Source organism: Halalkalibacter flavus, assembly GCF_036663575.1.
GTDB classification, from domain to species: domain Bacteria; phylum Bacillota; class Bacilli; order Bacillales; family Bacillaceae_D; genus Halalkalibacter; species Halalkalibacter flavus.
In genome coordinates, this window is sequence record NZ_JAWRVK010000008.1 from 56,978 (window position 1) to 72,018 (window position 15,041).

Consider the following 15,041-nt stretch of genomic DNA (forward strand, 5'->3'; position numbering starts at 1 on the left):
TGGTAGTAGGAAAAACATGCCAGAGGAAAGCAAGAAGGAAAAAGTGAAAGAGTCCATTAAAGAAGGTTACAAAAAGGATATAAATCGCCTTTTCAATTCCCTCCCTTAATAGAATGCTCTTTCTCATTTTCTGCGGTTAGCTACGGGTTGGAGTGCGGCGTGGTTCGCGCTTAGGGCGTGGTTTAGCTGGTTCTAAATTCACTCGTGCACCGCTAATTCGCGAATAGCGAAGAGCTTCATATACAAATGGAGCTGCTTCTTCAGGGACTTCAACAAAAGTGAAGTTTTCAAATATATCAATCTTCCCAACAGATTTTCCAGGGATACCAACAAGCTCTGAGATCGCTTCAATTAACACCTTAGGCGTCATATTTACATTTCTACCTACATTAATAAAGAAGCGAACCATGCCTTTAGCAGCACCAGTATCTCCAAAACTATAACCTGTTTCATCTGTGGATGACGCTGGAGAAAAATTCATTTTTAATAGTGCCGATACGACGTCTCGTGCTGAAAATTCTGCTAAGACTTCTTCGACGAGTGGATCAAACAATTCAGCCTCTTTTCCGCTAGTGTTGATTGTATCGGAAATTAACTTTTTCCAAGAACCTTGTTGTTTTACAACTACTTCTTCAATAGTTGGTACATCTTGCGAAGGAATACTCATTTTAATCTCTTGTTCAATCGAACGCAAGTGTTTCATCTCACGCGGTGTAACAAGAGTAAGCGCTAAGCCTTTTCGACCAGCACGTCCCGTCCGACCAATGCGATGAACATAGCTCTCGGGGTCTTGTGGAATATCATAGTTAATAACATGTGTAACATTATCAACGTCAATTCCACGAGCCGCTACATCTGTTGCAATAAGAAATTCAATCGAAGAGTCACGAAACTTCTTCATGACTGCATCACGTTGTGATTGAGTTAAATCACCATGTAAGCCATCAGCTAAATATCCACGAGCTTGAAGGGCTTCAGCTAATTCAGCAACACCTTTTTTTGTTCGACAAAACAATATTCCTAATTCAATTTCTTCACTATCAATAATGCGGCAAAGAGATTCAATTTTATTTCGTTCTAACACTTTATAATACATTTGGTCAATTAATGGTGCCGTCACTTCACCTTTGTTAATCGTCACGGTTTTTGGTGCCGTCATATACTTACGAGACAGTTTTTTAATAGCCGGCGGCATCGTCGCAGAGAAAAGCAGTGTTTGACGGTCTGTATTTACTTGGCGGAGAATCGATTCAATATCATCAACAAATCCCATATCTAGCATTTCATCTGCTTCATCAAGCACAATTGTATGAACTTGATCTAGCTTTAATGTTTGTCTACGCAAGTGATCGAGTATTCGACCTGGAGTTCCAATGACTACTTGAACACCTTGCTTTAAAGCTCGAATTTGATGCCCGATTGACTGGCCTCCATAAATTGGCAAAGTACGGATAGATTTATGGACAGATAGCTTTTGAAGTTCACCTGAAACTTGAATAGCTAATTCTCGCGTCGGTGTCAAAATCAATGCTTGAACATAACGGTCAGATGTTACCTTATCAACAACAGGGATTCCAAACGCCGCCGTCTTACCTGTTCCTGTTTGCGCCTGACCAACTACGTCTCCACCTTCCAAAATCACAGGAATAGCTTTAGCTTGAATAGGAGAAGGTTCTTCAAAGCCCATGTCTTTAATTGCTCGTTTTATCGGTTCTGAAATCTGAAAATCATTAAAGTACGTTGTCATTCTTTCATATTCCACCTTTTCATTTCTTTCAATAAATAAAAACATCCATATTTAATAGCTCGATCTGTAACAGCCTTACGATTTACGGCTAAATTCAACTCATAGTACAATGGCTCTGGGGTAAGTCCAGCAACGCCAATAAAAATCGTACCAGGTTCCTTCCCTTCTTGCTTAGACGGACCTGCTACACCTGTGAAGCTAATTGCTATATCAGATAAGCACTGTTCCTTCGCACGCTTAGCCATTTCAATAGCACATTGAGGACTGATCACACCATATTTTTTTATGACTTCATTCGACACCCCTAAAACCTTTTCCTTCACGTCTGTCGCGTAGGAAACGAATCCACCTCGGTAAATAGCCGAAGACCCCGAAAATGAAGTCAACATGCCGGAAAATTTACCTCCTGTAAAACTTTCTGCTGTAGATATCGTACAGTGTTTCTCTCGTAATTGCAAAAAGAGCTGCTCCATAAGTGACGTATCACCATAGCCGTATAAATATTGACCGACACGCTTTGTAACCTGATCTTCAGTTTCATCTAGAAGCCTTTTTTGCTCAGTAGGGTCCGCATGCTTAACAGTCAGTCGTAACGTCACTTCTCCTTCATTAGCTAATGGAGCAATAGTCGGATTTGTTTGAGCTTCTATTAAATCTAATAAATCTGTTTCTAATTGAGATTCACCGATACCGAAGAACCGAAGTACTCGTGATGTAATAGAAGTTTGTTCCCCCATCATTTTTGCCAATTGAGGTACAAATTCATTAGTAAACATTGGCTTCATTTCTTGCGGCGGACCCGGGAGCATGACAATTTTCGTGTCATTATTAGTAACAATCATCCCTGGAGCCATTCCATGGTAATTAAGCAGTACGTGACTTCCTTCAATTACAAGCGCTTGCTTACGATTATTTTCTGACATAGGGCGATTTCTCTTCAGAAAATAAGACTCAATATTATGTAATGATTCCTCATGATGCACAAGCTTTCTACTCACGAATGATGCGACCGTTTCCTTTGTTAAATCGTCCTTTGTTGGACCAAGGCCACCTGTAATAATAACCAAATCTGAACGGGAATTGGCTAACTCTAAAGCGGCTGTTAGTCTTTTCCCATTATCCCCTACTGTTGTTTGATAAAAAACATTTACGCCAAGAAGAGCTAATTCTTGAGATAGAAAGGCCGCATTAGTATTAACAATTTGTCCAAGTAATAACTCTGATCCTACAGAAATTAATTCAGCATTCATTGCATCTACCCGCCTATTATTTTGTTTTTAGGAGAATGTGTTGATTTTTTTGAAAATATTCAATTCCTGACACAATCGTTAAAAAAGTCGCTATATAAATCGCGATCATATCAAAAGGTAATGACATTGCTTGGAATGGCCAGTTGTGCAACATAAGTGCAGAGATCGCAACAATTTGAGACACGGTTTTTAACTTACCTAGTTGGCTCGCTGCAATAACCTCCCCATCAGCTGCAGCGACTAACCGAATACCTGTCACTGCAAATTCTCGGCTAATAATGACTATAGCGATCCAAGCTGGTAAAAGCTGAAGTTCAACCAACGCAATTAAAGCCGCTGTGATTAATAGCTTATCAGCAAGCGGATCTAGAAACTTCCCTAAGTTTGTCACAAGTTGGTACTTTCTAGCATAGTAGCCGTCCAGCCAATCCGTTGCAGCAGCAATAATAAAAATGATCGCTCCAATAAAATGGGCAAGAGGGATGATCGTGCCAAGAAGATGAATGTCACCAATTGAAAAAGGTACTAAGAAAAAAATCATAAATAATGGAATAAGAAATATCCGAGAGATCGTTATTTTATTTGGTAAATTCACAAAATTCCCTTCCTTCATATAACGGTGATTGCTAATGTAGTAAAGTCCATTAATCATTGTACCATAATTTCTATAAATTAATAAATCTAACCAACTTATTCCTAAACAAAAAAAAGACCTTTTCTACACGAGGGCACTAAAAAAGGTGATTTTCCCTTTTAGTGCCCTCTACACTACTCCTTTAGAAAAAGGATGAGTGTAGAGAAAAGATCCTCTTATTCTGACTCTTCAGCTATAACCGTTATATCAATCTTTTGATGAGTTATATCTAAAGGAAACTCCAATTGTTGATCATTAATAAACAATTTAACAAACTGAGAAGCACCGAAATTAAAGATAACCCGTTCTTCCCCATCTACCTCAGGAGTAATAACTTCTCCTTCTGTCGGTGTCCCAGTGTAAAAAGTTTTCCCTAGAGCATTCTTAACATCAATATATGATCGATCTCCAGTAATTTCAATTCGAACATCGGATAATTGGCCATTTTCTAATTCAAAAAACGAAGTATTTCCAGAGCTTTCAATAAAAGTAATCGACAATTCTGGTTCAGGCTCTAACTCTTCTTCTTCAGGTTCTTCTTCTGGAATTTCCTCAACTTCAGTCTCCTCCTCCTCTTCTTCAGGAGCAGTACCTACCTCTTCGGAAAAATCAGCTTCAAGATTCTCACTGTCATCTGGGGCAATCGCTCCATCATCTCCAGTACCTCCACCTTGAGCCATTAACCAAATTCCAACTACAATAATTCCAATAAACACCACCGCAATCAAAGCGGATAAGAACGACCCTTTTTTAGCTCGTTTCTTAGGCCCAACCGATGGCTTACTCCGTTCTGTACGTGACGGAAGTGTAACAGCTTCACGTTGCGGATTAGGAAGCTCATGACGATACTGATCAAACAATGGATCCGGATCTAGTCCGATTGCCTCGGCGTATGTCTTAACAAATGCTCTAGCATAAAAAATCCCAGGTAATGTATCATACCGACCTTCTTCAATGGCAATCAAATACCGCTTTTGAATTTTTGTCGTACGTTGAAGGTCATCTAATGAAATTTGTTTCTCTTCACGCGCTTCCTTTAAATACTGACCTAATTCTGACAATCCTAACACCTACCTACCTCTAACTTATATCAAAAGAGGAAAATCCTGATTCTACTACCTCGTATGTAATCTCTTCTCCCTCATCATTTCTAAGCTCAATTATACAATCAAAGTCTTCCAATTCATATTCTGTTTCACGCACAAAAATATCCGGATGCTCTACTACTTTAACTGCAGGCAATCTCATGATATCACTAACAAGCGTACGATGCTTCTCCGTTGATCTCATTGTTGTCACAATTCCATCAATAATGAAAATATGGTCTTCACTCATTTCATCATCTGCCAATTGACTCCGAACAGTTTGCCTTAATAGTGTAGATGAAATAAAAGACCATCTTTTATTAGCACACACACTTGCTGCAACAATCGATTCAGTTTTACCAACACGTGGCATCCCACGAATCCCGACTAAAAAGTGTCCTTCACGTTTAAATTGTTCAGCCATAAAATCAACTAGGAGACCAAGCTCATTGCGAATAAAACGGAATGTTTTCTTGTCATCAGCATCACGCTCAATGTAACGGCCATGACGAATCGCAAGCCGATCGCGCAGCCTAGGTTCTCTTACTTTAATAACTGAGATGTCTTCGATCGTTTCTAATATAGCTTTAAACCTAGCTACTTGATCGTCCGATGAACTACGGATTAACATACCGCGTCTCATGTTGTCTACTCCATTTATCGTTACGATATTAATTTCCAACATCCCAAGCAGAGAAGAAATATCACCAAGAAGTCCCGGTCTGTTTTTATGTATTTGATATTCTAAGTACCATTCTTTTAAACCCATTTGCTTCACCCTTTTGTACTAATTGAGACATATGTGAGGCTAATTTGAGATCTCATCTATCATAATAATTGATTTTAATAATAATTGAAAGAACTTTGTCGGAAATAATTGTCGCTTGACAAAGCTTCTATGGATAAAGTTTCTATTCTCAGTTTGCATCATATGCTTATTCATTATGTACTAGCAATTCGAGATCAGCCTGTCAGACGGATGAAAAAACGCCGCAAAATGCGGCGTCCGTAGAGTGTTCTATTATTAACTAGCCTTCATTTTGAACAAGTTTTACCATCATATTTGCAATGGCATGCTGCTCCTGCTCATCTGCTACTTTCCAAAGTTCAGCTAGAACACGCTCTTGTTCATTTTTAGGCTCAACTTGTTGCGCCAAATACTCACCAACTTGATAAGCAACATCAGACACAACATTTTGACTCATCCCTTCAGATTGAGCTTGGTTTAAACGGCTACCTAAAAAATCTTTCCATTGTTCCCAGTTGTCAAGTACAGACATATTAAGACCCCTCCTTGAAAATGTACTTCAGTAGTATTTTTTCTCATTCTAATTAGAATATTCATCTTTCAAATTGTTTTTTATGGAGGAGAACATTTGTCTTAACAATACCATGCCCCATTAATGGAAATAATTTGGCCATTTATGTAATTTGACTTGTGGGAACTTAAAAAAGACACAGCATGAGCAATATCAGCCGGTTTTCCAAAAGCATGTGCAGGGATGTCTTCTTTAAGCTCATCCATATGTTCGAGCCCATTCTTTTTAAGCATTTCTGTTTCTATTGCCCCAGGCGCAATCGCATTCACTTGAATTTGACTAGGCGCTATTTCTTTTGCCAATCCTTTTACAAAGCTATTTATTCCTCCTTTTGCTGCGGAATACACCACTTCACACGATGCACCTGTTAATCCCCAAATGGAAGAGATTACAATAATTTTCCCTTGACGAGCTTGAATCATCTTTGGTAACAAACTTCTTGTAATTTTCATCGGATTAACTAAATGAACATTCATCAACTCACTAATATCAGTATTTGTTACATCAGTAAACAAACCAAAATGACTCATACCTGCATTATGAACAATAGTATGGAACGTAATGTCTTTAGGTATACTGGCAAGCAATTGCTCATTTCCGTCATCTTTAGATAAGTCAGACTGAATAAGCTGAACCGTTGCACCTTGATCAAGACATTTGGCAGCTGTTTCCTGAACCGATTTTTCGTTTTCATTGTAGTGCAAAAAAAGAGAGCAATCAGGAGATGCCAGCTCTTTTGCAATTTGAGCGCCAATTCCTCCTGATGCTCCAGTAATTAACATAGCTTTCATGTTATTCTTTAAACTCCTCTGCTTTTACCTGACAAACCGTAAAACGGTCAAATTGAAAATGGTCTTGTAAAACTTCAGTTAGTTCATTAGGTGTAATACTTTCAAGCATCGGGACAACTTCAAATAAATTCATGTCATTAAATTGATAACGTGTAAATTGATTCGCAATATACTCAGGGGAATTGAGCGACCGTAAAAATGATCCAATTTTCTTTTTAATTGCTCGATTAACTTGATCTTCAGTTAAGTTGGATTGTTTAAACGTTTCAATCATATGTTTAATACGCTTAGCCAATTTATCTGGATATTTTGTATCTCCGCCAATAATTGTGAATCCAAAGCCTTCTTCAGCCGAATGATCAAATGAAAAAGAATCATCAATCAATCCTTCATCAAAAAGTGTTTGATAATTATCAGAGCTTTGACCAAACATTAAATCAAGTAATATATTTAACGAAAGTTCTCTCTTTAATAAGTCATCCCCCTGACGAGAGGCACCAGTTTCTTTAAAACCCATTAAACACTTTGGAGTTTGTACTGGCATCGTTATTACACTTTTCTCTTTTGCCACGACATCAGGCTCTACTTCAAAGAAACGCTTAATTTCTTCAGGAGCAGCAAATTCCTTTTTCAATTGATTTTCTCTTACTTGTTCCATAATTTTCTCTGGATCAACAGGTCCAATTACAAATAAGAGCATATTTGCCGGATGATAAAATGTCTCATAGCATGTGTATAGTAAATCTTTCGTAATGTTAGAAATCGATTCGATCGTCCCAGCAATATCAATTTTTACTGGATGATGGTAGAACATATTTTCAATCACACCAAAATAAGCTCGCCAATCTGGATTATCATCATACATTGTAATTTCTTGATTAATGATCCCTTTTTCCTTTTCAACACTTTCTTCTGTGAAGTAAGGATGCTGAACAAAATTAAGTAATGTATCCAAGTTTTTCTCTACATTATTTGTGCTCGAGAATAAGTAAGCCGTTCGTGTAAAACTCGTGAAAGCATTAGCCGACGCACCTTGCTTACTAAAGTCCTGGAAAACATCTCCTTCTTCATCTTCAAACATTTTATGTTCAAGAAAGTGCGCAATTCCATCTGGAACTGTTATGGCATCCTCTTTCCCTAAAGGGGTAAACTTTTGGTCGATAGAACCATATTTTGTTGTGAACGTTGCGAACGTTTTATTAAAACCTTTTTTCGGCAAGACATAGACGTCCAATCCGTTATCTAGCTTTTCATGATAAAGAGTTTCGTCTACTTGTTGGAATTGAACTGGCTTCATTGATTTTCCTCCTTGCCTTTTAAGAAATAGATCGTATCAAGCTTTACTTTTTGTGCAATTCGAATAATATCTTCTTTCGTCACTTCATCAATTTGCTGCATCCATTCATCAATAGAACGTTTTTTTCCACTCACAACTTGGTGATAAGACAATTCCACAATCCCTCTAGCCACATCCGCTGTTTCAAGAAGTTGATTTTTCAACATTGCTTTCGTTTGTTCTACTTCAGCCTCTGTAAACTCTCCTTGCTTCATCGCTTCAAATTGTTCTTTTATAATTTCAACAGCTCGTTCATATTTAGCGAACTCAATACCCGACATGACCATCATAATCCCTTTGTGACTCTCAAATCTTGATGCAGCGTAATAAGCCAAACTTTCTTTTTCACGCACATTAATAAAAAGTTTTGAATGAGAAAAGGCACCATAGAGACCGTTACATACTTGCATAGCAACATAGTCATCGTCAGCATATGTTGTATAAGTTCGAAAGCCCATATGCAACTTCCCTTGTTTTACATCTTGTTCATCATTAACGACATTAATCTCTTTTACTTCGGGACTAGCTATTGTCTCAAATGTATTTTTGTCACGTTCTACCAAAGCACTAAACTTTTCAGCGACACTGCTCATAGCTTGTTCTTCGTCAATAGCTCCAACCATATAGAGGTCAAACTGATTGTTTTTTAGAACTTCTTGATAATACTTATAAATAGAGTCAACTGTAATCGCATCTACGTCTTCCTCTGTTCCAAAAGCTGTAAGAGCAAATGGCTCACCTTTACACATCTCTTCCGTTACCCTGACATTTGCATAACGCATTTTATCATCATAAACCGATTGTATTCTTTGTTTAAGTGAACGTTTTTCGTTTTCTACAACCGACGAAACAAACTTGCCATCTTCTAATTGTGGTTGAAAGATCACCTCTGCAAGTAATGAAATCGCGTTGTCAAATAATGGGGTTGTATCAGATAGATAGCGTTCGTTCGCAACATCTAGACGAATAGAAATGACATGCTCTTCACCTTTCTTTTGAACATCCGTTGCAAGCATTGCCCCGTACATATCGTCTAACCGTTCACGCAATTGTTTCCTAGATGGACTTTTTGATGTGCCATTTTGCAAAATATGCGGTAACAATGCCCGCATTGCTACTGTTTCCTTCGTTAGTGGTGCTTTCAACATGAGAATTAGTGAATTGGTCTTATATTTATTCGTGTTCATGGAATGCACGGTTAAGCCTTTCAATTCATGAATACGCTCCTCTATTTGAGTCAAATCAATCATCTCCTTTTTACCAATCACGCTTAGGTTATGCTTAGAGTCTTCTTCTTACTACACAGATTATTTATAAAGCTAAGTACCTATCACTTTTTCCAATTCATTCATTAGATATAACTAAACTTACAATTAACTCTTTACCAAATTAAACATTTCGGCTAACAATTCAAACGAACGAATCCGGTGACTATAATCATGAGTAATTGTGATAATCATAACCTCATCCGTTTCGTATTTATTTGCTAATGCTTCGATTTCTTCTTTTACTTTATCTGGACCGCCAACAATCATTCGTTTACGATTTTCTCTGATTTGCATTAAATCATGTGCTGTATAAGGATAGCTTTCGGCATATTCAATTGTCGGAATTTCCATTGAGCGCTGGCCTTTTTGAAGCATAAGAAGAGATAAATCTAAACTTGCAGCTCTATTATTTGCTTCCTCGTCAGTGTCTGCACAGATGAGATGAATAGCCACATTAGCCTCTGGCTTTTCATAAAAGGCAGAAGGTTGGAATTGGGTTCGATACGCCTTAACGACGTCTTCTCCCCCATCTCCATTAATAAAGTGAGCAAATGTAAAGGCTGTACCCTTCTCAGCTGCAATTTGTGCACTACCTTCACTAGAACCTAACAACCAAAGTCGTGGCATGGTGTCCACATTTGGAGTTGCTGTTATCCCATAATAACGATGACCGCTTGAAAGGCTTGTAAAATATCCTTTCAAATCTTCAATTTGTTCAGGATAGGAACCTCTATTCCCAACTGAACTCCCTTGTAAGGCCATAGTAGCAATCGGATTCCCCCCAGCTACTCGTCCCAATCCAAGATCAATTCGATTAGGATATAGAGCTTCAAGCATCTTGAAATTTTCTGCTACCTTGTAAGAACTATAATGAGGAAGCATAACGCCACCTGAGCCAATCCGAATTTTTTTTGTTTTCTCCCCTATATGGGCCAATAATACTTCGGGTGTTGATCCGGCTACTCTTCCTGCATCGTGATGTTCAGATACCCAAAAACGATGGTAACCTAATTGTTCAGCTTTAACCGCTAATTCAGCCGTTTGCATAACCGCCGTACGTGCATCAACTCCATCTGCTATCGGTGATTGGTCTAAAATACTTAGCCTTACCAAAATGAATCCCTCCCGAAAACCATCTTCTTTATGTAAATGTTGTCATTTTGATTATCTTCTTCTTTTCTTCTTCTGTCTACTAACTCAACCTCTTTTTTGAAAAGGCTATCATTTTTTATTTCTTTAGCAATTAAAAATTGTAATCTTCCTAATTAAAAATGGAGCTGCCTTATTACTACTGGCAGCTCCGACTATTTCTTTATTAACTTCTTTTTCTCACAACATGAAACTTAAACTTATCTGCTCTAAAATAATTTAGTGAATATAACAAAGGTTGTTCTGATTGATCATAATGCATTTGCTTTAATAGCAAAAGCGAAGAACCTGGTTCACACTCTAATATTTCAGACACATGCTCGTGATATCCAATTGGCTCAATATACGTGATCGCATATGTAATTGTTTTCCCTAGGTCTTCCAAATAACGAAAAATTGATTTCGTTTCATGAATTGAATGGTTTTTCAAAAGTTCATTTGGAATTCTGTCTAAACAATAAACAACTGGTGAATCATCAGCAGTTCGCACTCGCTCAATTTCCATCATTTCAGTTAAATCATCATTTAAGAATTTTCTCCGATCATCATCGGTTGCTTCTTGAACAGCAGAAGACAAAAAAATCGTCCCAGGTTTCATCTTCGCTTTTATAATCATATCTGTAACGCTATCTAATTCTTCGATTCCTGATGAAAACAGAGGTTTTGAATGAACGAACGTCCCCACACCATGTCTGCGAATGACTACCCCTTCTTCTTCTAATAATCGTAAGGCTTCACGTAGCGTAGCACGACTTACTCCCAACAATTTAGAAAGTTCAAATTCTGAGGGTAACTTCTCGCCTTCATCATATACATTCTTCTCTATATCTTCTTTTAAGCGATCAATCACCTGTAAATATAATGGTCTGTGGTCTGCTCTAATCACATTCTCAACCCCTTCTACGAATCCCCTTTTCATTTTATGACGATGCCTCGTCTTCTCTAGGTTTCTCTATCAATACTTCCCGTGGTTTGCTTCCTTCATATGGACCAACAATTCCTCGAACTTCCATCTCGTCTATTAGTCTTGCCGCCCTTGTATAACCTATGCGGAACCTTCTTTGGAGCATGGACACCGAAGCTGTATTCATTTCAGTTACAAGATCCACCGCTGCATTATATAGCTCATCAGCTACTTCTTCCGTTACTACTTGTTCTTCAGTAGGTGTCATTTCTTCTTGATATTGTGCTTTTTGTTGGGAGATGACGAAATCAACAATTTCCTCTACCTCACCATCTGACAGAAAGGCACCTTGTATTCTTTTGGGTTTCGTTGCTCCTACTGGCATATATAGCATATCCCCACGTCCAAGGAGCTTCTCTGCTCCACCTGAATCCAAAATTGTTCTGGAGTCGGTTTGAGACGATACACCAAATGCAATTCGTGAAGGTATATTTGCTTTGATTACCCCTGTTATGACATCAACGGAAGGGCGTTGAGTTGCAATGATCATATGAATTCCAGCAGCACGAGCCATTTGAGCAAGTCTGGCAATAGAATCCTCGACATCACCAGAAGCTACCATCATTAAATCAGCAAGCTCGTCCACAATGACAACAATGTAAGGCAAAGATGGCTGCTTAGCCTCTCCTTCTTCATTTTGACGATTTACGAGATCATTATACCCCTCAATATTTCTTGTGCCACTATGTGAGAATAAATCATAGCGTCTTTCCATTTCAGCAACAACCTTCTTCAAGGCTTGAGATGCTTTTTTCGGTTCAGTTACAACCGGAGTTAACAAATGAGGAATCCCATTATAAACCGTCAGTTCTACCATTTTTGGGTCGATCATCATTAGCTTTACTTCATGTGGTTTTGCTTTAATTAAAATGCTTGTAATAATCCCATTAATACAAACACTCTTTCCACTTCCCGTTGCCCCAGCGACAAGGAGGTGAGGCATCTTATTTAAATGAGCTAGAACAGGTTCCCCAGAAATATCTCTTCCCAGTCCAACAGCTAGAACGTTCTTCTCATTACTTGACTCTGGTGAATCAAGTACTTCTCTTAATGTAACAATAGCTACTTCATGATTTGGGACTTCAATCCCAATTGCCGACTTACCTGGAATGGGCGCTTCTATTCTAATATCTTTGGCTGCAAGTGCTAAGGCTAAATCATCTGCCAAATTAACGATTTTGCTAACTTTAACCCCAACATTTGGATTCACTTCATACTTCGTTACAGCTGGCCCTAAATGTACCTTTGATACTCGTGCTTTCACTCCGAAACTTTCAAGCGTCTGTTCCAATTTCCTAGCATTGGCTGTTAATTGTTTCTTTTCATTTGTCTGGCTTGGGTTATTCGGGAGTTTCAACATGTCTACATCAGGCAATTTATAAGCTTCATTTGTTTCTTCAGCTGTCACAAGTGAAACTTGAACGTCTTCTTCTATAGCTCCATCTGTCTGCTTTGTTTCAGATGGTACAGCATGGCCTTTCTGTTTCTCTTGAGTCGGTGCACGGTAAGCTTTTTGCGAAAAGTCAACAATCTCAGGTTCTAACTCTTCTTCTTGCACCGCGTCCTGATTTGACTCTTTAGTAGCTAGTCTCTCGTTTTTCTCCTCCTCAAGTGCCTTCTTCTTCCTTTCTCGCTTCGCTTCTCTTTCTTCTTGAATTCGTTCCGTTGCTTTTTCACGTAACTGCCTTAACTCGCTAAAGAGACTACTAAATGTGTCAACGACAAATAAGTAGAAACTTCTAAAAACTTTACCTAACAATTCGGAAAGAGATTTTCCTGTCATTAAAATAAATCCAATTATAAAAAGAACAAAACAAAGAAAGTATGTACCCATCTCTGCGAATAAAAAGTGGCTTACAGCAAATGCTAGTGATCCAATCATGCCACCGCCTAAATCAGACGGAGGAGTTTCCCCTTGCATTTCCATCCAAAATAATTTCCATGTATTACGAATAACCGATTGATCTTCGAACCCTTCTCTCCCACTTAACTGATGAAAAAGACCAACATGACTAAACAATACAAATGAAAGAATAATAACATAAATACCTGATAATCTTCTCGACCAAATTTTCGGTTTTTGACGTTTGATCATAATATAGAGGGAAACGACTAAAAGTCCTATTGCTAACACGACAAACCATTCACCTAGGAAAAAACGAAAAAGTCTTACAAACGTTTCTCCAACGGTTCCTAATCGTGCAAATGTAACGACGGCAATGACTAATAGCCCGAGACCGATTAACTCAAACGAAAGCTGTGATTTCCACTCGGTTTTTCTTTTTTTCTTACGCCTTGCCATACATTTCACCCTTTACTGCTATAAATAGCCAACAATATTAAGAAGCAGCCAATATTGGCTGCTTCGACCATGCTTGGATGAAATTAATTATAGCATAATACAAACACTCTCTACATAGCTAAAGTTGAGGTTTTGCTTGAATGATAGAACCAGGTGCATATTTATCATCTAAATAGTTCATAACATTTCCACTTATTAGGCGAACTACCCGGTATTGACTGTGATTGACTTGTTCAACGACTAAATGACCAGCTTCACATGAGATTACTTGCTGTGACATATAACTCTGATCGTCTTCAGGAAATATCATCTCTTGAGGCATCATTGTATAGAGAATCATTGAACGACATCTCCTTCGGGGCTTGGTTTATTTTGGGCTATTAGTTCATTTAACTTTTTCAATGCTTGTCCAATTCCTCCAACTTCATTAATTAACCCGTATTGAACTGCATCTGTTCCAACAACATTGGTACCAATGTCACGGGTTAAGTTGCCTTTTGAAAGCATTAATTCTTTAAATTTCTCTTCGCTAATTGAAGAATTTTTTGTAACAAAACTAATAACACGCTCTTGCATTTTATCAAGGTATTCAAACGTTTGAGGAACGCCGATGACAAGACCTGTTAGTCGAACAGGGTGAATGGTCATCGTAGCAGTCTCCGCAATAAAAGAGTAATTTGCTGCAACAGCAATTGGGACTCCTATCGAATGTCCTCCACCTAACACAAGAGTCACGGAAGGCTTTGACATTGATGCTACCATTTCTGAAATGGCTAAACCCGCTTCGACATCTCCACCTACTGTATTCAGGATTAAAAGCAACCCTTCAATCTTAGGGTTTTGTTCAATTGCTACAAGCTGTGGAATAATGTGTTCATACTTGGTTGTTTTGTTTTGAGGAGGTAACTGCATATGCCCCTCTATCTGTCCAACCACTGTCATACAATGAATATTTGATTGCCCCATGTCAGGTACATTCGTCTGTCCTAACTCTTGAATCTTTTCAATAATTCCTGAGTTTTTTGGATCTTTTTTCGGTGTCTCAGGTGCTGGCTGCTGTTCGAGATTTGGATTTTCCATCGTCATCAACAAAGCCCTCCTTTAATTATTACTAGGAGTAGTATGATCCTGTTCTGGCTGTATCATCCAAAAATATTTGGCTTTAAAAAACAACGCGTTCTATTTCAAATGAAACT

General features: G+C 38.3%; 14 protein-coding genes. All 14 read right to left on the minus strand.

Annotation, left to right across the window (positions count from 1 at the left end; genetic code table 11):
- Positions 1 to 136 precede the first annotated feature (136 nt).
- Positions 137 to 1,747 carry a DEAD/DEAH box helicase gene (locus SAY88_RS07365; protein ID WP_332630605.1) on the minus strand — a complete coding sequence of 537 codons (1,611 nt, stop codon included), beginning with the start codon at positions 1,745 to 1,747 and terminating at the stop codon, positions 137 to 139.
- Complete coding sequence (locus SAY88_RS07370; protein ID WP_332630606.1) at positions 1,744 to 2,997, minus strand: competence/damage-inducible protein A; 1,254 nt, start codon at positions 2,995 to 2,997, stop codon at positions 1,744 to 1,746. The genes SAY88_RS07365 and SAY88_RS07370 overlap by 4 nt, the downstream gene beginning before the upstream one ends.
- Before the next feature lie 16 nt (positions 2,998 to 3,013).
- Positions 3,014 to 3,592, minus strand: a complete 579-nt coding sequence (gene pgsA, locus SAY88_RS07375; protein WP_332630607.1) for a CDP-diacylglycerol--glycerol-3-phosphate 3-phosphatidyltransferase — start codon at positions 3,590 to 3,592, stop codon at positions 3,014 to 3,016.
- 215 nt (positions 3,593 to 3,807) lie between these two features.
- Positions 3,808 to 4,701, minus strand: a complete 894-nt coding sequence (locus SAY88_RS07380) for a helix-turn-helix domain-containing protein (RefSeq protein WP_332630608.1) — start codon at positions 4,699 to 4,701, stop codon at positions 3,808 to 3,810.
- 10 nt (positions 4,702 to 4,711) lie between these two features.
- Positions 4,712 to 5,485 (minus strand): DUF3388 domain-containing protein, encoded by a 774-nt coding sequence (locus SAY88_RS07385; protein ID WP_332630610.1) that lies wholly within the window; start codon positions 5,483 to 5,485, stop codon positions 4,712 to 4,714.
- Positions 5,486 to 5,744: 259 nt separating this feature from the next.
- Complete coding sequence (locus SAY88_RS07390) at positions 5,745 to 5,996, minus strand: DUF3243 domain-containing protein (protein ID WP_332630612.1); 252 nt, start codon at positions 5,994 to 5,996, stop codon at positions 5,745 to 5,747.
- A gap of 101 nt (positions 5,997 to 6,097) precedes the next feature.
- Positions 6,098 to 6,826: an elongation factor P 5-aminopentanone reductase gene (gene ymfI, locus SAY88_RS07395; protein ID WP_332630613.1), complete on the minus strand. Its 729-nt coding sequence runs from the start codon at positions 6,824 to 6,826 to the stop codon at positions 6,098 to 6,100.
- Between the two features lies 1 nt (position 6,827).
- On the minus strand, positions 6,828 to 8,123 hold the full coding sequence (gene yfmH, locus SAY88_RS07400; protein WP_332630615.1) for an EF-P 5-aminopentanol modification-associated protein YfmH: 1,296 nt from the start codon (positions 8,121 to 8,123) through the stop codon (positions 6,828 to 6,830).
- Complete coding sequence (yfmF, locus tag SAY88_RS07405) at positions 8,120 to 9,349, minus strand: EF-P 5-aminopentanol modification-associated protein YfmF (RefSeq protein ID WP_332630733.1); 1,230 nt, start codon at positions 9,347 to 9,349, stop codon at positions 8,120 to 8,122. Before yfmF ends, yfmH begins: the two co-directional genes overlap by 4 nt.
- A gap of 186 nt (positions 9,350 to 9,535) precedes the next feature.
- A complete protein-coding gene (locus tag SAY88_RS07410; protein ID WP_332630616.1) occupies positions 9,536 to 10,543 on the minus strand; it encodes an LLM class flavin-dependent oxidoreductase in 1,008 nt (335 codons plus the stop codon).
- 202 nt (positions 10,544 to 10,745) lie between these two features.
- A complete protein-coding gene (locus SAY88_RS07415; protein ID WP_332630617.1) occupies positions 10,746 to 11,465 on the minus strand; it encodes a GntR family transcriptional regulator in 720 nt (239 codons plus the stop codon).
- 34 nt (positions 11,466 to 11,499) lie between these two features.
- Positions 11,500 to 13,845 carry a DNA translocase FtsK gene (locus SAY88_RS07420; protein WP_332630619.1) on the minus strand — a complete coding sequence of 782 codons (2,346 nt, stop codon included), beginning with the start codon at positions 13,843 to 13,845 and terminating at the stop codon, positions 11,500 to 11,502.
- 118 nt (positions 13,846 to 13,963) lie between these two features.
- Positions 13,964 to 14,185 (minus strand): YlzJ-like family protein, encoded by a 222-nt coding sequence (locus SAY88_RS07425; RefSeq protein ID WP_332630621.1) that lies wholly within the window; start codon positions 14,183 to 14,185, stop codon positions 13,964 to 13,966.
- Positions 14,182 to 14,925: a ClpP family protease gene (locus SAY88_RS07430; RefSeq protein WP_332630736.1), complete on the minus strand. Its 744-nt coding sequence runs from the start codon at positions 14,923 to 14,925 to the stop codon at positions 14,182 to 14,184. Before SAY88_RS07430 ends, SAY88_RS07425 begins: the two co-directional genes overlap by 4 nt.
- Between the last annotated feature and the right edge of the window lie 116 nt (positions 14,926 to 15,041).

Coding starts and splice junctions, on each gene's coding strand:
- SAY88_RS07430 (WP_332630736.1), bottom strand. CDS start 14,925: ATGGAAAATCCAAATCTCGAACAGCAGCCAGCACCTGAGACACCGAAA.
- yfmF (WP_332630733.1), bottom strand. CDS start 9,349: ATGAACACGAATAAATATAAGACCAATTCACTAATTCTCATGTTGAAA.
- SAY88_RS07370 (WP_332630606.1), bottom strand. CDS start 2,997: ATGAATGCTGAATTAATTTCTGTAGGATCAGAGTTATTACTTGGACAA.
- ymfI (WP_332630613.1), bottom strand. CDS start 6,826: ATGAAAGCTATGTTAATTACTGGAGCATCAGGAGGAATTGGCGCTCAA.
- SAY88_RS07425 (WP_332630621.1), bottom strand. CDS start 14,185: ATGATTCTCTATACAATGATGCCTCAAGAGATGATATTTCCTGAAGAC.
- SAY88_RS07390 (WP_332630612.1), bottom strand. CDS start 5,996: ATGTCTGTACTTGACAACTGGGAACAATGGAAAGATTTTTTAGGTAGC.
- SAY88_RS07365 (WP_332630605.1), bottom strand. CDS start 1,747: ATGACAACGTACTTTAATGATTTTCAGATTTCAGAACCGATAAAACGA.
- SAY88_RS07420 (WP_332630619.1), bottom strand. CDS start 13,845: ATGGCAAGGCGTAAGAAAAAAAGAAAAACCGAGTGGAAATCACAGCTT.
- yfmH (WP_332630615.1), bottom strand. CDS start 8,123: ATGAAGCCAGTTCAATTCCAACAAGTAGACGAAACTCTTTATCATGAA.
- SAY88_RS07385 (WP_332630610.1), bottom strand. CDS start 5,485: ATGGGTTTAAAAGAATGGTACTTAGAATATCAAATACATAAAAACAGA.